Annotated in this window: 22 protein-coding genes; 8 read left to right on the forward strand and 14 right to left on the reverse strand. The window is 64.2% G+C overall.

Features of this window, described 5'->3' with window-relative positions; genetic code table 11:
• Positions 1-60 precede the first annotated feature (60 nt).
• Positions 61-735 (forward strand): cutinase family protein, encoded by a 675-nt coding sequence (locus ADBZ9O_RS27335; protein ID WP_526526316.1) that lies wholly within the window; start codon positions 61-63, stop codon positions 733-735.
• On the opposite strand, the gene truA is transcribed toward ADBZ9O_RS27335, so the two are convergent.
• The 8 genes from truA to infA form a co-directional block, all read right to left on the reverse strand.
• On the reverse strand, positions 732-1,598 hold the full coding sequence (gene truA / locus ADBZ9O_RS27340) for a tRNA pseudouridine(38-40) synthase TruA (protein ID WP_526526318.1): 867 nt from the start codon (positions 1,596-1,598) through the stop codon (positions 732-734). The genes ADBZ9O_RS27335 and truA overlap by 4 nt on opposite strands.
• 13 nt (positions 1,599-1,611) lie before the next feature.
• Positions 1,612-2,181 carry a 50S ribosomal protein L17 gene (gene rplQ, locus ADBZ9O_RS27345; RefSeq protein WP_526526319.1) on the reverse strand — a complete coding sequence of 190 codons (570 nt, stop codon included), beginning with the start codon at positions 2,179-2,181 and terminating at the stop codon, positions 1,612-1,614.
• A gap of 59 nt (positions 2,182-2,240) precedes the next feature.
• The gene (locus tag ADBZ9O_RS27350) at positions 2,241-3,293 is read right to left on the reverse strand and encodes a DNA-directed RNA polymerase subunit alpha (RefSeq protein ID WP_264068337.1); all 1,053 of its coding nucleotides are present in this window, start codon (positions 3,291-3,293) and stop codon (positions 2,241-2,243) included.
• A gap of 84 nt (positions 3,294-3,377) precedes the next feature.
• The gene (gene rpsD / locus ADBZ9O_RS27355) at positions 3,378-3,983 is read right to left on the reverse strand and encodes a 30S ribosomal protein S4 (protein ID WP_526526320.1); all 606 of its coding nucleotides are present in this window, start codon (positions 3,981-3,983) and stop codon (positions 3,378-3,380) included.
• A 22-nt stretch (positions 3,984-4,005) separates the two neighbouring features.
• Positions 4,006-4,422: a 30S ribosomal protein S11 gene (gene rpsK, locus ADBZ9O_RS27360; protein ID WP_005140014.1), complete on the reverse strand. Its 417-nt coding sequence runs from the start codon at positions 4,420-4,422 to the stop codon at positions 4,006-4,008.
• Positions 4,423-4,428: 6 nt separating this feature from the next.
• Positions 4,429-4,803 (reverse strand): 30S ribosomal protein S13, encoded by a 375-nt coding sequence (gene rpsM, locus ADBZ9O_RS27365; RefSeq protein WP_526526322.1) that lies wholly within the window; start codon positions 4,801-4,803, stop codon positions 4,429-4,431.
• Positions 4,804-4,985: 182 nt separating this feature from the next.
• Positions 4,986-5,099 (reverse strand): 50S ribosomal protein L36, encoded by a 114-nt coding sequence (gene rpmJ / locus ADBZ9O_RS27370; RefSeq protein WP_003879483.1) that lies wholly within the window; start codon positions 5,097-5,099, stop codon positions 4,986-4,988.
• Between the two features lie 79 nt (positions 5,100-5,178).
• Positions 5,179-5,400: a translation initiation factor IF-1 gene (gene infA, locus ADBZ9O_RS27375; RefSeq protein WP_003418601.1), complete on the reverse strand. Its 222-nt coding sequence runs from the start codon at positions 5,398-5,400 to the stop codon at positions 5,179-5,181.
• A 378-nt stretch (positions 5,401-5,778) separates the two neighbouring features.
• Here infA and ADBZ9O_RS27380 point away from each other — a divergent pair, with 378 nt between their 5' ends.
• The 7 genes from ADBZ9O_RS27380 (at position 5,779) to mmsB (ending at position 14,434) form a co-directional block, all read left to right on the forward strand.
• A complete protein-coding gene (locus tag ADBZ9O_RS27380; RefSeq protein WP_526526324.1) occupies positions 5,779-7,446 on the forward strand; it encodes an NAD(P)/FAD-dependent oxidoreductase in 1,668 nt (555 codons plus the stop codon).
• 15 nt (positions 7,447-7,461) lie between these two features.
• Positions 7,462-8,943, forward strand: coding sequence for an ATP-binding protein (locus ADBZ9O_RS27385; RefSeq protein ID WP_526526325.1), 1,482 nt, complete (start codon positions 7,462-7,464; stop codon positions 8,941-8,943).
• Positions 8,944-9,001: 58 nt separating this feature from the next.
• Positions 9,002-9,838, forward strand: a complete 837-nt coding sequence (locus ADBZ9O_RS27390; RefSeq protein WP_526526327.1) for an LLM class F420-dependent oxidoreductase — start codon at positions 9,002-9,004, stop codon at positions 9,836-9,838.
• Positions 9,839-9,858: 20 nt separating this feature from the next.
• Complete coding sequence (locus ADBZ9O_RS27395; RefSeq protein WP_526526329.1) at positions 9,859-10,713, forward strand: LLM class F420-dependent oxidoreductase; 855 nt, start codon at positions 9,859-9,861, stop codon at positions 10,711-10,713.
• 124 nt (positions 10,714-10,837) lie between these two features.
• Positions 10,838-12,358 carry a CoA-acylating methylmalonate-semialdehyde dehydrogenase gene (locus tag ADBZ9O_RS27400; RefSeq protein ID WP_526526330.1) on the forward strand — a complete coding sequence of 507 codons (1,521 nt, stop codon included), beginning with the start codon at positions 10,838-10,840 and terminating at the stop codon, positions 12,356-12,358.
• A gap of 21 nt (positions 12,359-12,379) precedes the next feature.
• Entirely contained in the window at positions 12,380-13,552 is a 1,173-nt protein-coding gene (locus ADBZ9O_RS27405; protein ID WP_526533566.1) for an acyl-CoA dehydrogenase family protein, read from the forward strand.
• A gap of 12 nt (positions 13,553-13,564) precedes the next feature.
• Positions 13,565-14,434 carry a 3-hydroxyisobutyrate dehydrogenase gene (gene mmsB, locus ADBZ9O_RS27410; RefSeq protein WP_526526331.1) on the forward strand — a complete coding sequence of 290 codons (870 nt, stop codon included), beginning with the start codon at positions 13,565-13,567 and terminating at the stop codon, positions 14,432-14,434.
• 77 nt (positions 14,435-14,511) lie between these two features.
• On the opposite strand, the gene ADBZ9O_RS27415 is transcribed toward mmsB, so the two are convergent.
• The 6 genes from ADBZ9O_RS27415 to secY form a co-directional block, all read right to left on the reverse strand.
• Positions 14,512-15,033 (reverse strand): MarR family winged helix-turn-helix transcriptional regulator, encoded by a 522-nt coding sequence (locus ADBZ9O_RS27415; RefSeq protein WP_526526333.1) that lies wholly within the window; start codon positions 15,031-15,033, stop codon positions 14,512-14,514.
• Positions 15,034-15,097: 64 nt separating this feature from the next.
• On the reverse strand, positions 15,098-15,835 hold the full coding sequence (locus ADBZ9O_RS27420) for an anti-sigma factor family protein (protein WP_526526335.1): 738 nt from the start codon (positions 15,833-15,835) through the stop codon (positions 15,098-15,100).
• On the reverse strand, positions 15,832-16,323 hold the full coding sequence (locus ADBZ9O_RS27425; RefSeq protein ID WP_526533568.1) for an RNA polymerase sigma factor: 492 nt from the start codon (positions 16,321-16,323) through the stop codon (positions 15,832-15,834). The genes ADBZ9O_RS27420 and ADBZ9O_RS27425 overlap by 4 nt, the downstream gene beginning before the upstream one ends.
• Positions 16,324-16,408: 85 nt before the next feature.
• The gene (gene map, locus ADBZ9O_RS27430; protein ID WP_526526337.1) at positions 16,409-17,209 is read right to left on the reverse strand and encodes a type I methionyl aminopeptidase; all 801 of its coding nucleotides are present in this window, start codon (positions 17,207-17,209) and stop codon (positions 16,409-16,411) included.
• 8 nt (positions 17,210-17,217) lie between these two features.
• Positions 17,218-17,763 carry an adenylate kinase gene (locus tag ADBZ9O_RS27435; protein WP_526526338.1) on the reverse strand — a complete coding sequence of 182 codons (546 nt, stop codon included), beginning with the start codon at positions 17,761-17,763 and terminating at the stop codon, positions 17,218-17,220.
• On the reverse strand, positions 17,760-19,085 hold the full coding sequence (gene secY / locus ADBZ9O_RS27440) for a preprotein translocase subunit SecY (protein WP_526526339.1): 1,326 nt from the start codon (positions 19,083-19,085) through the stop codon (positions 17,760-17,762). Before secY ends, ADBZ9O_RS27435 begins: the two co-directional genes overlap by 4 nt.
• Positions 19,086-19,271 lie beyond the last annotated feature (186 nt).

Below are 19,271 nucleotides of genomic sequence, written 5' to 3' on the forward strand. Positions count from 1 at the left end.
GGCCGGCTAGCGAAACGACGATTTTCCACCCCCGTCAGTTAATTCGTTAGCATGAAGCCTATGAGCCGGCTGCGAACTTGCTGCGCAACACTGATCTCCGCAATCACGGTCGCTGCGACGCTCTTCGTCGCCCCGACGCTGGTGACCGGCTTCGGTATCCCGTCCGCTGCTGCAGCGTGCCCCGATGTGGAGGTGATCTTCGCTCGCGGCCGGCTGGAACCGGCCGGTGCCGGACAGATCGGCAACGCATTTGTCAGCGGGCTCCGTTCGAAGACCGGCAAGAACATCAACCTCTACGCGGTGCAGTATCCCGCCGATAACCAGATCGACATCGGCGCCAACGATATGAGCCGACGCATCCAGAGCACGGCCGCCGACTGCCCGAACACCAGAATCGTGCTCGGGGGCTACTCCCTTGGCGCGGCCGTGACCGACGTCGTGCTCGCCGTGCCGATGGGATTCATGGCGTTCAAGAATCCGCTACCGGGCGATATGAGCGACCACATCGCCGCTGTCGCCCTGTTCGGCAATGGGTCGCAGTGGGTCGGTCCGCTCAGCAATTTCAACCCGGTCTACGGCGACCGGACCACCGAGTTGTGCCACGGTGACGACCCCATCTGTAATCCGACCGACCCGAACAACTGGCAGGACTACTGGCCGCAGCATTTGGCACCGGCCTATATCGGGGCGGGCATGGTCAATCAGGCCGTCGACTTCGTTGCGGGCCGGCTCTAGCCCAACCGCGGACGCACGACCTTGGTCACCTGGATCCGCTCCTCCAGTTGATCGTCGCTCGGATAGTCGACACCGATCATCGTCAGCCCCTTTGCGGGCGCCACGCTGTAATCGTTGGCCCGCCGGGTGGCATCAAGCAGCTCACTTGCCCAACCCCGTGGCCTGCGTTGCTCCCCCACCGCCGTCAGCACACCGATCAATGACCGGACCATGTTCCAGCAGAACGCATCCGCGGTTACCGACGCGGTGATCAGATCGCCGTCGCGGACCCAGTCGAGACGCTGCAACTCCCTGATAGTGGTGCCGCCTTCCCTGTACCGGCAGAACGCAGCAAAATCGTGCAGCCCCAACAGATCTCGTGAGGCGGCGGCCATGGCGTCGACATCGAGCGGCCGCGGCCAGGGCGCGACGAAGCGGGCCAGTTCCGGCTCAACGCCGTGGTGCGCCGTCGAGATCCGGTAGATGTAGTGCCTGCGCAGCGCCGAGAACCGCGCATCGAATCCTGCTGGGGCCCTGGTGATATCGCGGACCCGGACATCATCTGGCAGGATCCGCCCCAGCCGTCGGACCAGGGATTGAAATTCTGGGTCCAGTGGCCGCGGCGTCCGTGGGTAGGCCCGCGCGATCGCATCGAGCGGGACATCGACGTGCGCAACCTGACCGGTGGCGTGCACACCGGCATCAGTGCGGCCGGCCACCTTCAGTTCCACCGCCACCCGGAACACCAGCGACAACGCGTCACCGAGCACGCCTGCCACCGTGCGCTGTCCCGCCTGGGCTGCCCACCCCGAGAAATCGGTGCCGTCGTAAGCGATGTCGAGGCGAAGACGAAGATGCCCGCCATCGGAGTCGATGGCGGGCATGTTCGGTTCAGCTTTACTTGGCGTCTTCGGCCTTGTCGTCCGCAACCTCTTCGGCTGCTTCGGCTTCCTGAGCGTCCTCGATCGCGCTGTCTTCTTCGACAACGTCGGCCTCAGGTGTGGCCTCGACCTCGTCGGTCACCTCGACCTCGTCGGCGGGAGCGGCAGCAGCCGGCTCGGCCTTCGAAGACTTCACCCGACGGGCACGGTCGGCCTCAGAGGTTACCGTCTTCTCCCGCACCAACTCGATGACGGCCATCGGGGCGTTATCGCCCTTACGTGCCTCCACCTTGATGATCCGGATGTAGCCGCCGGGGCGATCTGCGAAGAACGGACCGATCTCGGCGAACAAGGTGTGCACGACATCCTTGTCACGGATCTTCTTCATCACCTCGCGGCGATTGTGCAGCGAGCCCTTCACGGCATGGGTGATGAGCTTCTCCGCGTACGGCCGCAACGCCCGGGCCTTGGGCTCGGTCGTCTTGATCCGGCCGTGCTCGAACAGCGACGTGGCCAGGTTGGCCAGCAGCGCCTTCTGGTGCGAGGACGACCCGCCGAGGCGAGGACCCTTAGTGGGCTTGGGCATTGCGACTGTCTCCTAAATGGGGCCGACCCCCGTATCAGGTAGGGCCGGGACGATTGTTGTTAGAGCTGTTCGGTTTCGGCAAAGTCCTGGTCGGTGTCCAGGTCATAGCCGGCATCGCTGTTCCAGGTACCGGTGGCGACGTCATAACCGGCAACCTCGGACGGGTCGAAAGTGGCCGGGCTGTCCTTGAGCGAGAGACCGAGCTGATGCAGCTTGATCTTGACCTCGTCGATGGACTTCTGGCCGAAGTTGCGGATGTCCAGCAGATCGGACTCCGTGCGGGCCACGAGCTCGCCCACGGTGTGCACACCCTCGCGCTTGAGGCAGTTGTACGACCGGACCGTCAGGTCCAGGTCGTCGATCGGCAGCGCGAACGAGGCGATGTGATCTGCCTCGGCCGGCGACGGCCCGATCTCGATGCCTTCGGCCTCGATGTTGAGTTCCCTTGCCAGACCGAACAATTCGACCAGCGTCTTGCCGGCCGAGGCCAGCGCGTCACGCGGGGTGATCGAATTTTTGGTCTCGACGTCGAGGATCAGCTTGTCGAAGTCGGTGCGCTGCTCGACGCGGGTGGCCTCGACCTTGTAGGTCACCTTCAACACGGGCGAGTAGATGGAGTCAACCGGGATACGGCCGATCTCCGCGCCCGAGGCCTTGTTCTGCACGGCGGGAACGTAGCCACGGCCACGCTCGACGACGAGCTCGACCTCGAGCTTGCCCTTGTCGTTCAGGGTGGCGATGTGCATTTCGGGGTTGTGCACGGTGACGCCGGCCGGCGGCACGATATCGCCCGCGGTGACCTCACCCGGACCCTGCTTGCGCAGGTACATGGTGACCGGCTCGTCCTCTTCGGACGACACGACCAGGCCCTTGAGGTTCAGGATGATGTCGGTGACATCTTCCTTCACACCTGGGACGGTGGTGAATTCGTGCAGCACGCCGTCGATGCGGATGCTGGTGACCGCTGCGCCCGGGATGGACGACAGCAGGGTGCGCCGCAGTGAGTTGCCGAGGGTGTAGCCGAAACCGGGCTCCAACGGTTCGATGACGAACTGTGAACGGTTGTCGGCGATGACCTCTTCGCCCAGGGTGGGCCGCTGAGAAATCAGCATGGTGTTTCCTTCTCCTTCTCGACACCCACTATTTGATGCCGATTGAGTTGCCCCACTGGGCCATTGGGCCCAGTGGGGGTACTGCTACTTCGAGTAGAACTCGACGATGAGCTGCTCCGCGAGCGGAACCTGGATCTGAGCCCGCTCCGGCAGCTGGTGCACGAGGATGCGCTGGCGCTCCCCGACAACCTGCAGCCAGCCCGGGATCGGGCGATCGCCGGCGGCCTGACGGGCAGCCTCGAACGGCAAGGTGTTGATCGACTTCTCGCGGATGTCGATGATGTCGTACTGGGTCACCCGGTAGCTGGGGACGTCGACCTTGACACCGTTGACGGTGAAGTGGCCGTGGCTGACCAGCTGACGGGCCATCCGACGGGTACGCGCCAGGCCGGCGCGGTACACGACGTTGTCCAGGCGGGTCTCCAGGATGCGGAGCAGGTTCTCGCCGGTCTTACCCGAGAGGCGGTTGGCCTCTTCGTAGTAACGACGGAACTGCTTCTCCATCACGCCGTAGGTGAAGCGGGCCTTCTGCTTCTCCTGCAGCTGGGTGCGGTATTCGCTTTCCTTGATCCGCGCGCGGCCATGCTGGCCGGGTGGGTAGGGGCGCTTTTCGAAGGACTGATCTCCACCGATGAGGTCGACGCCGAGACGGCGTGACTTACGGGTTGCAGGTCCGGTGTAACGAGCCATGAGTCTTTTCTCCTAATCCCGACTAGACCCGGCGCCGCTTGGGCGGGCGGCAGCCATTGTGGGGCTGCGGGGTGACATCAGAAATGGCGCCGACCTCAAGGCCTGCTGCCTGCAACGAACGGATCGCGGTCTCGCGGCCCGAACCCGGACCCTTGACGAAGACATCGACCTTCTTGACACCGTGCTCCTGCGCCTTACGCGCAGCGTTCTCGGCGGCCAACTGGGCGGCGAACGGGGTCGACTTACGCGAACCCTTGAACCCGACGTGTCCCGACGAGGCCCAGGCAATGACGTTGCCCTGAGGATCGGTGATCGAGACGATCGTGTTGTTGAACGTGCTCTTGATGTGAGCGGCGCCGTGCGGGACGTTCTTCTTTTCCCTGCGACGGGTCTTCTGCCCCTTCTTGGGAGCAGCGCCACCCTTCTTTGCTTGTGCCATCCGGGGTTACCTGGCCTTCTTCTTGCCGGCGATGGTGCGCTTCGGGCCCTTGCGGGTGCGCGCATTGGTCTTGGTTCGCTGACCGCGCACCGGCAGGCCACGGCGGTGCCGCAACCCCTGGTAGCAGCCGATCTCGATCTTGCGACGGATGTCGGCCTGCACCTCACGGCGCAGGTCACCCTCCACCTTCAGCGAAGCTTCGATGTAGTCGCGCAGCTGAGTCAGCTGGTCGTCGGTGAGGTCCTTGGTGCGCAGATCCCGGTCGATGCTCGTCGCCGCCAGGATCTCCTGGGAGCGGGTACGGCCGATGCCGTAGATATAGGTCAGCGCGATCTCCATGCGCTTATCGCGCGGGAGATCGACGCCCATGAGACGTGCCATCAGGCAGTGTTTCCTTCTTCGTTGCGGAGGTCTGATCCCAGTCCGTTCCCCGTCTTTACGGGGTCCGGCCTCCGTGCCGGACGTGAATAAGCGGGCCCATCTTCTAAAAGATGCCAGCCGCCTACTGGTACTGGGAGGTCTGCATTGAGTTGTGGGTGGTACTTCTGCGATCCGCCCGGGGATTAACCCTGGCGCTGCTTGTGGCGCGGATCAGAGCAGATCACCATGACCCGCCCATGCCGGCGGATCACCCTGCACTTATCGCAGATCGGCTTGACGCTCGGGTTCACCTTCACGGCTGTCGCGATCCTGTTCTTTGTCTGGGAGTGAAATATGTGGCTTCGGGCCCGGCGTGACTGCTGAGCCTGAACTTCATTACTTGTACCGGTACACAATGCGGCCACGGGACAGGTCGTAGGGCGAGAGCTCCACTACCACTCGGTCCTCGGGCAGGATGCGGATGTAGTGCTGCCGCATCTTGCCGCTGATGTGGGCGAGTACCTTGTGTCCGTTTTCCAGCTCAATGCGAAACATCGCATTGGGCAGGGGCTCGACCACGCGGCCTTCGACCTCGATGGCTCCGTCTTTCTTGGCCATACTTTCCGGCAATCCTCTGTTCTTCTTCGGGGTCTTCTTTGGTTTCGTATCTTTTTGGCGTGCTGCGTTCGTTTACGTCCGTGCTCGGCGCAGCGTCAACTCCGACTACAAAAACGTGAGCCAGGAGGCGGAAATTCCGAGAACTTCAACACAGGCACGCAAAGAGTCGGCGCGCAAACCGCACCGCCGACCTACGATACCCGCTCGGCGGCCAGGCTCCAAAATTGCTGTCACCAGCTGCGGGCAGCGGACGCGACGATCATCCCAGGTCGCCGAACTGAGGGCCAACCAGCATGCACCCGCATCCGGTTTCGCCCGCGGAGTAACGCTCACTCCCACCTGTGACGACAGGCCCGGCCCGGCGCATACTTACAGGCGATGACCGGATCTGTTGCCCAGGCCCCCAAACCGATAATCCTCACCGTCGACGACGATCCTTCGGTGTCCCGCGCGGTCGCCCGAGATCTCCGTCGGCACTACGGCGAGCATTACCGGATCGTGCGGGCCGAGTCGGGGCCCGACGCGCTGGACGCCCTGAAGGAACTCAAACTGCGCGGTGAGACCGTCGCGGTTTTCGTAGCCGACTACCGGATGCCGCAGATGAGCGGTATCGAATTCCTCGAACAGGCGATGGACCTGTTTCCGCTGGCCCGCCGGGTGCTGCTGACCGCGTATGCCGATACCCACGCGGCGATCGACGCCATCAACGTCGTCGACCTGGACCACTACCTGCTCAAACCCTGGGATCCGCCGGAAGAAAAGCTCTACCCCGTCATCGATGGGCTTCTGGAGGCATGGCGGGCCGCAGGTGACCGACCCATCCCCCACACCAAGATCATCGGGCACCGATGGAACGCCCGCTCAGCTGAGGTCAGGGACTTCCTGGCCCGCAATCGCCTGCCCTATCACTGGTTCATGGCCGACGAACCCGAGGGTGAGCGTCTGCTGGAGGCCGCCGGACTCGACGACCGGACCCTGCCCGTGGTCATCACCGAACAGGGTCAGCCGCTGGTGAATCCGTCGGAAACCGAGCTGGCAGACCGGCTCGGGTTGTCCACCACACCGTCGGAAGAGTTCTACGACCTCGTCGTCATCGGCGGCGGTCCGGCCGGCCTGGCCGCCGCGGTCTACGGCGCCTCAGAAGGACTCAACACCGTCCTGATAGAGCGCACCGCCACCGGCGGGCAGGCGGGTCAGAGCTCGCGGATCGAGAATTACCTGGGCTTCCCGGACGGGGTGTCGGGCAGTCAGCTGGCCGACCGCGCCCGCAGGCAGGCAGAGAAGTTCAAGGCCGAACTGATCACTACCCGTGAGGCGGTCGCGCTGGAGATCAACGGGCCGGTGAAGACCATCAAATTCGCCGACGGCACGTCGATCGACTCGCGGGCGGTGATCCTGGCGACCGGCGTCTCCTACCGGCAGCTGCAGGCCGAAGGTTGTGTGGACCTGACCGGTAAGGGCATCTACTACGGCGCGGCGAATTCGGTGGCGTCGGAATGCGAAGACGAGGACGTCTACGTCGTCGGCGGAGCCAATTCGGCGGGCCAGGCGGCGATGTACCTGTCGCGCGACGCGAAATCCGTGACGATCGTGGTGCGCGGGCCGTCGCTGGAAGCGTCGATGTCGTACTACCTGATTCAGCAGATCGAGGCCAACCCCAAGATCACCGTCCGAACCTGCACCGAGGTGCAGCGTGCCGCCGGCGACGGTCACCTGGAGAACCTCTACCTGGTGGACCGCAACTCCGGGGCGGTCGAAGAGGTCAGCGCTGCGCGGATGTTCATCTTCATCGGCGCTGCCCCGCTGACCGAATGGCTTGAGGACGTCGTCGCCCGCGATGACCACGGTTTCATCCTGGCCGGCCCCGACCTGAAGGCCTGCTCCCGGTGGCCGCTGGAAAGACCACCCCATCATTTGGAAACAAGTGTGCCCGGTGTGTTTGTTGCAGGGGACGTGCGTTCGGAATCCGCCAAGCGGGTTGCGGCGGCGGTAGGCGAAGGATCGATGGCGGTGATGCTGGTGCATCGCTACCTCGCAGAGGCATAGAAAGGTCACACGGCCATGGGCGAGCGCTGTCTACCCGAAGAGTTGCGGACGTTGTTCCTGTTCGAATCACTGTCCGACGAACAGCTGGCCACGCTGTGCAAGGACGGCCACATCGCCACGTTCGAGCCCGGCCCGATCTGCGTCGAAGGTGAGCCGGCGACGTGCTTCTACGTGATGATCGACGGCGAGTTGGTGATGTCCAAGCGCTCGGGCGGCGACGATATCGAGACCAACCGCACCTCGCAGCGCGGTGTCTACTGTGGCGCGTGGAGCGCTTTCGTACCGGATGTCCCGCAGCTGTATGAGTCCTCGGTGCGGGTGACCAAGCCCTCGAAGTTCTTCGTCCTCGACGCCCACGCCTTCGGTCATTTCGTCAAAGAAGAGTTCCCGATGGCGGTGCATCTGCTCGACGGCCTCAAAGTCGGCGGTCTTCGTCAGCGACAGATCATCGACCAGCGGGAGAAGCTGCTGGCACTGGGCAACATCACCGCGGGTCTGACCCATCAGCTCAACAACCCGGCCGCCGCCACGGCCCGCGCGGTGTCCGACCTTCGCGAAAAGGTCGCCGGCATGCGGCACAAGTTGGCGATGCTGGCCGACGGGAAATTCAGCCCAGAGGGGCTGCGCGTACTGGTCACCATCCAGGAAGAAGTCGCCGAGCAGGTGGCCAAATCCAAGGCTCAGGAGCTGACCGCGCTGGAGGCCTCCGACCGCGAAGACCGCATCGGCGACTGGCTCGATGACCACGACATCATCGGCGCCTGGGATTACGCCCCGACCTTCGTCGACGCCGGCCTGGACACCGACTGGCTTGAGCGCATCTCCGCGTCCATCGACGAGGTGGACGCGTCGGCGTCACTCCAGGGAGCGATGGGGTGGCTGAAGTACACCATCGACACCGAGCTGATGATGAATCAGATCACCGAGGCGTCCAAGCGCATCTCCGCCCTGCTGGCCGGCGCCAAACAGTATTCGCAGATGGACCGGGCACCGTTCCAGGTCTCGGACATCCATGAGCTGCTACACAGCACGCTGATGATGTTCGCCGATCGGATCGGCAAGGACAAAGCCATCAAATGCGTCAAGGAATACGATAAGACGCTTCCTGAAATCCCTTGCTTCCCAGGTGATTTGAACCAGGTTTGGACGAACATCATCGACAACGCCATTCAGGCGATGGACGGTAACGGCACTTTGACGGTGCGCACATCGCGCGAGAGCGAAAGCATGGCGCGCATCGAGATTTGCGATACCGGGCCGGGCATCCCCGAGGAGATCCGCAGCCGGATCTTCACCCCGTTTTTCACCACCAAGCCGTTCGGTGAGGGCACCGGTCTCGGACTGGATCTGGCCTGGAAGATCGTCGTCGAGAAACACCATGGCGACCTGCGGGTGGAATCGACGCCCGGCGACACCCGGTTCATCATCCTGTTGCCGCTGCAGGCCCCGGCGACAGAGGCGATAGCGCCGCTGGACGAAGCGGCACACGTTTCGTAGTTTCGATCTCTATGAAGGAATCGGAATACCGCTCGCCGCAGGACAGGTTGCAGCAGCCATGACCAAACCAGATCTCGGCCGTTTCGGAGTTTTCGGACGGGGCGCGAGCCCCGCACAGGCCAAGGACATCGAAGCGCTTGGCTACGGCGCCCTCTGGGTCGGCGGCTCACCGCCTGCCGAGTTGGATTGGGTGGAACCGATCCTCGCGGCGACCACCAACCTCAAAGTCGCCACCGGCATCGTCAACATCTGGACCGCCGCGGCCAAGCCCGTCGCCGCCTCCTTTCACCGGATCAACAATGCCTACCCGGGCCGCTTCATCCTCGGTATCGGCGTCGGCCATCCTGAGGCGCACGCCGAGTACAAAAAGCCCTACGACGCCCTCGTCGAATACCTCGATGAACTCGACGCGTACGACGTGCCCAAGGATCAACGGGTGGTCGCAGCATTGGGACCGCAGGTACTAAAACTGTCGGCGCGTCGCAGCGCAGGGGCCCATCCCTACCTGACCACCCCCGAGCACACTGCCCAAGCGCGTGAGCTGATCGGGCCGGACGCTTTCCTGGCACCCGAACACAAGGCCGTGCTGACCACCGATGCGGACAAAGCCCGCGCCGTTGGCCGCAAGGCGCTGGAGATCTACCTCAATCTGACGAACTACACGAGCAATTGGAAACGGTTGGGTTTCACCGACTCTGACATCGCCAAGCCCGGCAGTGACGCACTGGTCGATGCGTTCGTCGCCTACGGCACGCCGGACGCCATCGCTGCGCGACTGAAGGCGCACCTCGACGCCGGTGCGGACCATGTGCCCGTTCAGGTGCTGACCTCACCTGAGAAGCTGGTAACTGCACTGGCCGAACTGGCTGAACCGCTCGGACTGACCTCCGCCTGATCGACAGGACCCTCCCAAGAATGACCGACGCAGCATCACTCAAACCCGATCTCGGCCGTTTCGGCGTCTGGACCGGTGGTCCCGTAACGCCTGAGCAGGCCGTCCAGATCGAGAAGCTGGGCTACGGCGCGGTCTGGGTGGGTGCGTCGCCACCTGCTGATCTGTCATTCGTCGAGCCCATCCTCGAGCAGACCGAACACCTGCAGGTGGCCACGGGCATCGTCAATATCTGGTCGGCGCCCGCGGCGACGGTGGCAGAGTCCTACCACCGCATCGAAGGTGCGTATCCAGGCCGGTTCCTGCTCGGGGTGGGTGTCGGGCACCCCGAGCACACGCAGGAATACCAGAAGCCCTACGACGCGCTGGTCGAGTATCTCGACGCCCTCGATAACGCGACCGTGCCGACCAGTCGCCGCGTTATCGCCGCCCTGGGACCGAAGGTGCTGACGCTCGCCCGCAACCGCAGTGCGGGCGCCCACCCCTACCTGACCACGCCCGAGCACACCGCGCAGGCCCGCGAACTCGTCGGCAACACCGTCTATTTGGCTCCTGAGCACAAGGTGGTGCTGACCACCGATCCGGACGCGGCCCGCGAACTCGGCCGCAAGACGGTCGGCTTCTATCTGGATCTGAGCAATTACGTCAACAACTGGCGCCGGCTCGGTTTCACCGCCGACGATGTGACGAAACCGGGTAGCGATAAGTTGATCGACTCGGTGGTGGCGCACGGTACGGCCGAGCAGATCGCCCAACGCCTGGGCGAGCACCTCGAGGCGGGTGCCGACCACGTCACCATCCAGGTTCTGGGCGACCGGGACCAGTTGATCCCCACCCTGACCGAGTTGGCCGGACCGCTGGGGCTGTCCCCTTCCTGACCAGTTCGGCGTGGTGGGTAGCGAAGAGCGCTCCCCACCGCGCTGGACCCACACCTTGCGCGGCGATGTCTCCATTTACTAGGATATCCAAGTATCTCACTCGCCGACTCCACCGGGACGGATCATGACCACTCAGATTCCGCATTTCATCGACGGCCGCCGCGACACACTGCAGTCCACCCGGACCGCTGATGTGCTCAACCCCAGCACCGGCGAGGTGCAGTCCCAGGTCGCGCTGGCGTCGGCGGCCGACGTCGATACAGCGGTCGCCATCGCCGTCGAGGCGCAGAAGGAGTGGGCGGCCTGGAACCCGCAGCGGCGCGCCCGCGTGATGATGAAGTTCGTCGAGCTGGTCAACAAGAACGCCAATGAACTCGCGGAGCTGCTGTCCCTGGAACACGGCAAGACCGTCCCCGACTCACTCGGCGATATCCAGCGTGGCATCGAAGTCATCGAATTCGCCATCGGCATACCGCATCTGCTCAAGGGCGACTACACCGAAGGCGCGGGCGGCGGGATCGACGTGTACTCGCTGCGCCAGCCGCTGGGCGTGGTCGCCGGGATCACCCCGTTCAACTTCCCGGCGATGATCCCGCTGTGGAAAGCCGGCCCCGCGCTGGCCTGCGGCAACGCCTTTATCCTCAAGCCCAGTGAGCGCGACCCCTCCGTGCCAGTCCGCCTCGCCGAGCTGTTCTTGGAAGCCGGCCTGCCCAAGGGTGTCTTCCAGGTGGTGCAGGGCGATAAAGAGGCCGTGGACGCGATCCTGCATCACCCCGATATCAAGGCCGTCGGCTTCGTCGGCAGTTCCGATATCGCGCAGTACATCTACAGCACGGCCGCCGCCAACGGTAAGCGTGCCCAGTGCTTCGGCGGCGCCAAGAACCACATGATCGTGATGCCCGACGCCGATCTCGACCAGGCCGTCGACGCGTTGATCGGCGCCGGCTACGGCAGCGCAGGCGAGCGTTGCATGGCCATCAGCGTCGCGGTCCCAGTGGGCAAAGAGACAGCAGATCGCTTGCGCGCCAGGCTCGTTGAGCGAGTCAACAACCTGCGGGTCGGTCACAGCCTTGACCCCAAGGCCGATTACGGCCCACTGGTCACCGGTGCCGCACTGGCGCGGGTGAAGGATTACATCGGCCAAGGCGTCGACGCAGGCGCCGAGATCGTCGTCGACGGTCGCGAGCGTGCCAGTGACGACCTGACCTTCGGCGATGCCAGCCTTGAGGGCGGCTACTTCATCGGGCCCACTCTCTTTGACCATGTCACCTCCGATATGTCGATCTACAAGGACGAGATCTTCGGTCCCGTGCTCTGCATCGTCCGGGCCGACACCTACGAAGAGGCGCTGGCGCTGCCTTCGGAGCACGAGTACGGCAACGGCGTCGCGATCTTCACCCGCGATGGCGACACGGCAAGGGACTTCGTCTCCCGGGTCCAGGTCGGTATGGTCGGCGTCAACGTGCCGATCCCGGTTCCGGTGGCCTACCACAGCTTTGGCGGTTGGAAGCGCTCCGGCTTCGGCGACCTCAACCAGCACGGACCGGCGTCGATCGTGTTCTACACCAAGGTCAAGACGGTCACTCAGCGCTGGCCCTCCGGTATCAAGGATGGCGCCGAGTTCGTCATCCCGACCATGAATTAAGGCGCACCCGTGGCTATGCAGTTGTTCGGGCTCGACGACGACGAACGCGTGATCACCGAGACGGCAGCCGCGTTCGCCATCAAGCGGGTGGCCCCGCACGCCTTGGATTGGGAAGCGGCCAAGCACTTTCCGATCGATGTGCTCCGCGACGCCGCCGAGCTGGGGATGGCGGCCATCTACTGTTCCGAGGATGTCGGCGGTAGCGGGCTCACCCGACTCGACGCCGTCCGGATCTTCGAACAGCTGGCCACCGCGGACCCGACGGTGGCGGCATTCATGTCCATCCACAACATGTGCGCATGGATGGTGGACAGCTACGGCACCCGCGAACAGCGCAAGAGCTGGGTGCCGCGGCTGGCCTCGATGGAGGCGATAGCCAGCTACTGCCTCACCGAGCCAGGTGCCGGTTCCGACGCGGGCGCCCTGCGCACCAGGGCAGTGCGGTCCGGCCCAGAACAGAACGCGGACTACGTGCTCGACGGTGTCAAACAGTTCATCTCCGGGGCTGGGACGTCCGACGTCTATGTCGTGATGGCCCGCACCGGTGGCGACGGCCCACGGGGTATCTCTGCATTTCTCGTCGAAAAGGGCACGCCGGGACTGAGTTTCGGTGCCGAAGAGGAAAAGATGGGCTGGCACGCCCAACCCACCGCACAGGTCATCTTCGAAGGCGTCCGGGTGCCGGCGGATGCGATGCTGGGCGGGCCGGAAGGCGAAGGCACCGGGTTCGGCGTGGCGATGAACGGGCTCAACGGTGGACGGCTGAATATCGCCGCCTGCTCACTGGGCGGCGCGCAGGCCGCCTACGACCGGGCGGCCGCGTACGTCAGGGACCGCGAGGCATTCGGCGGTGCACTGCTGGACGAACCCACCATCCGGTTCACCCTTGCCGATATGGCCACCGGGCTGGAGACATCGCGACTCCTGTTGTGGCGCGCGGCATCTGCTCTTGATGCGGGGGCACCCGATAAGGTCGAGCTGTGCGCGATGGCCAAACGCTACGTCACCGATACCTGCTTCACCGTCGCCGATCAGGCCCTGCAGTTACTCGGCGGCTACGGGTATCTCCGTGAATACGGGCTGGAGAAGATCGTTCGTGATCTACGGGTGCACCGAATCCTGGAGGGCACCAACGAAATCATGCGTGTGGTCATCGGGCGGGCCGAAGCCGCCAGGGCCCGCGCCAGTGCATAGAGGGGTAGATCGATGAGCACCATTGCGTTCCTGGGCCTGGGAAATATGGGCGGCCCGATGGCGGCCAACTTGGTTGCAGGTGGTCACACCGTGCGCGGTTTCGACCCGGTACCCGCACTGGCAGAGGCTGCCGAAGGCAAGGGCGCCAGCATATTTGGCAGTGGCGCCGAGGCGGTCGCCGAGGCCGACGTGGTCATCACCTCGCTGCCGAACGGCGATATCGTCAAGAAGTGTTACGCGGAGGTCCTGCCGGCCGCCAAGGCAGGCGCCCTGTTCATCGACACCTCGACCATCTCCGTCGATGACGCGCGACAGATCCACGCCGACGCCGCAGCCGCGGGCTTTGCGCAGATCGACGCACCCGTCTCCGGCGGTATCAAGGGTGCGACCGCGGGCACTCTGGCGTTCATGGTCGGCGGTGAGGAATCGGCGGTCGAGCGCGCCAAGCCTGTCCTGGATCCGATGGCAGGCAAGGTGATTCACTGCGGCGACGCCGGTGCGGGCCAAGCGGCCAAGGTGTGCAACAACATGGTGCTCGCGGTGCAGCAGATCGCGGTCGGTGAGGCGTTCGTGCTGGCCGAGAAGTTGGGCCTTTCTGCGCAGTCGTTGTTCGACGTGATCACCGGCGCGACCGGCAACTGCTGGTCCGTGCACACGAATTGCCCTGTGCCAGGACCTGTTCCGACCTCTCCGGCCAATAACGATTTCAAGCCCGGCTTTGCGACCGCACTGATGAACAAGGACCTCGGCCTGGCCATGGCCGCGGTGTCGTCGACCGGTTCCAACGCGCCGCTGGGCAGCCATGCCGCACAGATCTACGCCGAATTCGCCACCGAACACGCCGATCAGGATTTCAGCGCCGTCATCGAGATGCTGCGCTGACCTTTAACCGCGAGCAGCCGCAAACGTCCCTCGACACGCCCGTCTGAGGGACCCCTTTACGTCTGCTCGCGGGAAATTCAGAAGTCGCCGGCGTTTCGGCGCATCGTCTCGATAGATGACACCAACGACCGCGACTCGGCTTCTGAGATACCGATATCGGCGAACACCTTCTCGTTGAGCGTGACCGTCGCATCCTCGACGGTGGATCTACCGAGTTCGGTGATGCTGACCAGCGTGGTGCGGCCATCGGTGGGATGCGGCACCCGTTGCACCAATCCGTTGGCTTCCAGCCGGCGGATCGCATGGGTGACGCTGGTGACGTGCACCTGGAGCCGGTCGGAGGCTTTCGTGATCGGCAGCGCACCGTTACGACTGAAAGCCAGCAGCCGCAGCAGCTCGAAACGGGAAAAGCTCAGATCGTAGGGCCGCAGCGCGTTCTCCACCCTGGCAAGCAGGATCTGATGTGCCCGCATCACCGATGTCACTGCCACCATGCCGTCGGCGACGTCACCCCAGCCGGCCCGCTCCCAGTTGATCCGCGCCTGCCCGATGGGGTCGTGCTCGTCGCGGGGACTGGTCGACGAAAAGGGCGGGGCCATCCGCCCATTCATACCGCATGTGCTTTGCACTCAGGGGTGAACGACGCGCACCGCGCCGGACAAATCACAGATTGCGCTGGAGCAGCACATCCCCGCTGTCAGCGGAAACCACTTGTACGGCAACGATCTCGTCGATCGGCATGGATGTGCTGCCGGTCGGACGCGCGGTGGTACCCGATAACGCCATCCAGGTTGCCAGTTGGGTGTGGTTACCGTCACGACTGACGGCCACCATCGCCAGCTTGTCCCCGGTGTCAGTCTCCTCGCCGGCGGAGTGCTCACCTTCCGGAGCCCACTGGTAGGTGCAGGCCATCTCGAGGTGGGTGCCCCAGCCCTGACTGGTCAGGGTCACCGTGGCCTCCAACGACGACGGCATCATCGGGTCCATGGTCATCGCGGCGGCCGACGCCCGCGGCGGGTCGGATACCGGCACCACCGGTCCGGGGCGCACCGCGATGAAAACCCCCAGCGCCAGCACGGCGGCGGCTGCGGCGGTCACCGACCATGTCAACCAGCGGGTCCGCCGACGGCGGCGGGTCACCTTCTCCAGCAGGGTGGTCAGTACCTCGGGGCGCAGCGGCGGCGGGGCCGCGGGTAGTTCATCGCTCGCCGCAGCCGTCTCGTCGCGGTCGAGCAGGGCCAGCAACGCGGGTACCCCGCACAGGTCGGAAACCGACGCCCGGCAAGACGGGCAGCCGGTGAGGTGGTTCTCGTACTCGCGGCGCTCCGCGCTCGACAACGAGCCAAGCACGTAGGCGGCATCCCAGAGGGCGTAGCGATCTGGCGCGTCGTCGATGGTCATCGTGTCACCCCCATCTCCTGCAGCGTCAGCCGTAGCGCCCGCACCGCGTAATGCAGTCGCGACTTGACGGTGCCCTCAGCAATATCAAGGTCCGCAGCTATTTGGGCTGTGGACCAGCCCAGATAATAAGACCGCCGGATCACCGCGCGGTGATCGACGGACAGTTGAGCCAACGCGTCGTCGATCAGCAGTCGGTCGAGGGCGGCGTTGACCTCATCCGGCCCGGTGTTCTCCGGTTCCCCCGCCGTTTCCAGAGTGCCCGATTCTTTGCGGAAACGCGCGCTGCGCCGTTCGTCGATGATCATGTTGCGCGCGACGGTGAACAACCAGGCCCTGGCCGAGCGTTCGCTGTCTTCGGTCACTTCCGGATGTGCCCAGGCCCGCAACAGGGTTTCCTGTACGACATCCTCGGCCCGGGCCCGGTCACCGGTCAGCCGCACAGCGTAACGCCACAGCGCGGCAGCGTGCTCGTCATAGAGCACGCGCATCAGCGCCGTTTCCGGATCCTCACGGCTTTCCACGTCAGCCAACCTCCCGCCAGTGATACGTGGTGGCGGGCCAATCGGTTCACTGTCAGAAGGTGGTGAGTATCCGGGGACCATCGTCGGTGACGGCGACGGTGTGTTCCCAGTGCGCGGCACGGGTCCCGTCGGCGGTCACGACCGTCCATTCGTCGTCGAGTACGACGGTTTTCACCGTGCCCAAAGTGAGCATGGGTTCGATGGCCAGCACCGAGCCGGGCGCCAGGGTCGGCCCCTTACCTGGGGCGCCCTCGTTGGGCAGGAACGGATCCATGTGCATCTGTCTGCCGATACCGTGGCCGCCGTAACCCGCGACGATGCCGAACTTCCTGTCGTACCGGATTTCAGCGGCCCGGGTGCCGAGCTCGATGGCATGAGAGACATCGGACAGGCGGTTACCGGGAATCATCGCCGCGATACCGGCCTCCATCGATTCCCTGGTGGCGGCGGACAGCGCTTCGTCGATCGGGATCAGCGCACCGACCCCGAACGTGATCGCTGAATCCCCATGCCAGCCGTCGACGATGGCCCCGCAGTCAATCGACACCAGATCGCCCGGTGCCAGTACTTCGGTCGCCGACGGGATCCCGTGGACCACCCTGTCGTTGACCGACGAGCAGATCGACGCCGGAAAACCGTGATAGCCCAGGAAAGAAGGGGTGCCACCGGCCTCGCGGATGACCGTTTCGGCGATCTCGTCGAGCGCCAGTGTCGATACCCCTGGCGCGGCAGCTTCCTTGACCGCACGCAGCGCGGCGGCGACCAACGCTCCCGCGATCGCCATCGCGTCCAATTCACCGGCGGTGCGTTGAGGGACGACCTTTCGGCTACGCAACCCCGGCAAGGACACCATCGTCTGGCCTAGCGGCCGAGGGCGCTCAATGCGCGGGCGAACACCTCGTCGACAGCGCCCACCGCGTCCACGGTCTTGAGTTCGTCGGAGTAGTAATCCAGCAGCGGGGCGGTCTCGTCGCGGTAGACGTTCATCCGATTGAGGATGACGTCATCGGTGTCATCAGCGCGTCCGCGCTCCTTGAGTCGCTTCAGCAGCTCGTCCTCGGAGACCCGGAACTCCACCACGGCGTCCAGCTTGAGGTTGCGCCGTTCCAGCATGTCGTGCAGCGCCTCGGCCTGTTCCACCGAGCGGGGGAACCCGTCGAGGATGAACCCTGACGCGGTGTCCTCATCGTTGAGCCGGTCGTCGACCAGGGCATTGGTCAACGTGGCGGGCACCAGATCGCCGGCGTCGAGGTACTTCTTGGCCTCCAGGCCCAGCGGGGTGCCGGTGCTGATGTTGTGCCGGAACAGGTCGCCGGTGGAGATTTGCGGAATCCCCAGCTTCTCCGCCAGCTGGACAGCCTGCGTTCCTTTGCCGGCACCCGGCGGTCCAAGCAAAACGATTCTCACTTGAGAAACCCTTCGTAGTTGCGCTGCATCAGCTGGCTTTCGATTTGTTTAACAGTGTCCAAACCGACGCCAATCATGATGAGAACCGCTGTACCGCCAAACGGCAAGTTCTGGATACCGCCACCGTTGCCGAAGCCGAGGAAGACGTTCGGCAGGACGGCGATAAGACCCAGGTAGATAGAGCCAGGAAGCGTGATTCTGCTCAGCACGAAACGTAGGTAGTCCGCGGTCGGCTTACCCGGTCGGATACCGGGGATGAAGCCGCCGTACTTCTTCATGTTGTCGGCTTGTTCGTCGGCGTTGAAGGTGATCGAGACGTAGAAGTACGTGAAGAAGATGATCAACGCGAAGTAGATGCCGATATAGATCGGGTCAGTGGAGTTGCTGAGGTGATTTGCGACGAACTTCGACCACCAACTGGTGCCGGGGTTGCTGCTGCCGCTCTCGACCAGCTGGGTGATCAGGTGCGGAATGTAGATCAGCGACGACGCGAAGATCACCGGGATAACACCGGCCTGGTTGACCTTCAGCGGCAGATACGTCGAGCTACCGCCGTACATGCGACGGCCCACCATGCGCTTGGCGTACTGCACCGGGATGCGGCGCTGGCCCTGCTCGACGAACACCACGCCGACGATGATGACCAGTGCAGCCACACACACCGCGGAGAACACCAGGCCGCCACGGCTGTCCAGGATGGACTTGCCCTCGGCCGGGATCCTGGCGGCGATACCGGCGAAGATCATCAGCGACATGCCGTTGCCGATACCGCGCTCGGTGACCAGCTCGCCCATCCACATCACCAGCGTCGCGCCTGCGGTCAGCACCAACACGATCACGACCAACGCGAAGATGCTCGTATCGGGGATGACGTCCAGCGTGCAGCCCTGCAGCAGGTTTCCGCTGGCCGCCAGTGCCACGATGCTCGTGGCCTGCAGAATCGCCAGCGCCACCGTCAGATAGCGCGTGTACTGCGTCATCTTGGCCTGACCGGCCTGGCCTTCTTTACGCAGCTGTTCGAACCGTGGGATCACCACGCCGAGCAGCTGCACGATGATGCTGGCGGTGATGTAGGGCATGACGCCCACCGCGAACACCGTCAACTGCAGCAGTGCACCACCGGAGAACAAGTTCACCAGGGAGTAGATCTGCGCGGACTCACCGCCACTGACCTGCTCGATGCACTGATGCACGTTGCGGTAGTTGACCCCTGGCGACGGCAACGATGCGCCGGCGCGGTAGAGGATGACGATGCCCAGCGTAAATAGGATCTTCCGCCGCAAGTCGGGTGTCCGCAGCGCAGAGATGAAAGCCGAGAGCACTCTTCCTCCTGGGCAGCCGGGCTCTATCGCGGCGTGCCAATGGGGCTGGCCGAGCCAGCGTTTGGTAGTTCTGCGTACTGTGCCGAACCGGCAGGCCCACGGCCTGCGGACTCACCTGTCAAACAGTCTACGAGAGTAACAGCTGGCCCAGTTAAACCCTCCATCCGCGTGAGCTCGCCAAACCCA

Source organism: Mycobacterium sp., from assembly GCF_965229105.1.
GTDB lineage: Bacteria > Actinomycetota > Actinomycetes > Mycobacteriales > Mycobacteriaceae > Mycobacterium.

What these genes read in the sequence shown, in the direction of transcription:
- ADBZ9O_RS27335 (WP_526526316.1), top strand. Translation starts at nt 61, where the DNA reads ATGAGCCGGCTGCGAACTTGCTGCGCAACACTGATCTCCGCAATCACG.
- truA (WP_526526318.1), bottom strand. Translation starts at nt 1,598, where the DNA reads ATGCCCGCCATCGACTCCGATGGCGGGCATCTTCGTCTTCGCCTCGAC.
- rplQ (WP_526526319.1), bottom strand. Translation starts at nt 2,181, where the DNA reads ATGCCCAAGCCCACTAAGGGTCCTCGCCTCGGCGGGTCGTCCTCGCAC.
- ADBZ9O_RS27350 (WP_264068337.1), bottom strand. Translation starts at nt 3,293, where the DNA reads ATGCTGATTTCTCAGCGGCCCACCCTGGGCGAAGAGGTCATCGCCGAC.
- rpsD (WP_526526320.1), bottom strand. Translation starts at nt 3,983, where the DNA reads ATGGCTCGTTACACCGGACCTGCAACCCGTAAGTCACGCCGTCTCGGC.
- rpsK (WP_005140014.1), bottom strand. Translation starts at nt 4,422, where the DNA reads ATGGCACAAGCAAAGAAGGGTGGCGCTGCTCCCAAGAAGGGGCAGAAG.
- rpsM (WP_526526322.1), bottom strand. Translation starts at nt 4,803, where the DNA reads ATGGCACGTCTCATGGGCGTCGATCTCCCGCGCGATAAGCGCATGGAG.
- infA (WP_003418601.1), bottom strand. Translation starts at nt 5,400, where the DNA reads ATGGCCAAGAAAGACGGAGCCATCGAGGTCGAAGGCCGCGTGGTCGAG.
- ADBZ9O_RS27380 (WP_526526324.1), top strand. Translation starts at nt 5,779, where the DNA reads ATGACCGGATCTGTTGCCCAGGCCCCCAAACCGATAATCCTCACCGTC.
- ADBZ9O_RS27385 (WP_526526325.1), top strand. Translation starts at nt 7,462, where the DNA reads ATGGGCGAGCGCTGTCTACCCGAAGAGTTGCGGACGTTGTTCCTGTTC.
- ADBZ9O_RS27390 (WP_526526327.1), top strand. Translation starts at nt 9,002, where the DNA reads ATGACCAAACCAGATCTCGGCCGTTTCGGAGTTTTCGGACGGGGCGCG.
- ADBZ9O_RS27395 (WP_526526329.1), top strand. Translation starts at nt 9,859, where the DNA reads ATGACCGACGCAGCATCACTCAAACCCGATCTCGGCCGTTTCGGCGTC.
- ADBZ9O_RS27400 (WP_526526330.1), top strand. Translation starts at nt 10,838, where the DNA reads ATGACCACTCAGATTCCGCATTTCATCGACGGCCGCCGCGACACACTG.
- mmsB (WP_526526331.1), top strand. Translation starts at nt 13,565, where the DNA reads ATGAGCACCATTGCGTTCCTGGGCCTGGGAAATATGGGCGGCCCGATG.
- ADBZ9O_RS27415 (WP_526526333.1), bottom strand. Translation starts at nt 15,033, where the DNA reads ATGGCCCCGCCCTTTTCGTCGACCAGTCCCCGCGACGAGCACGACCCC.
- ADBZ9O_RS27420 (WP_526526335.1), bottom strand. Translation starts at nt 15,835, where the DNA reads ATGACCATCGACGACGCGCCAGATCGCTACGCCCTCTGGGATGCCGCC.
- ADBZ9O_RS27425 (WP_526533568.1), bottom strand. Translation starts at nt 16,323, where the DNA reads ATGCGCGTGCTCTATGACGAGCACGCTGCCGCGCTGTGGCGTTACGCT.
- map (WP_526526337.1), bottom strand. Translation starts at nt 17,209, where the DNA reads ATGGTGTCCTTGCCGGGGTTGCGTAGCCGAAAGGTCGTCCCTCAACGC.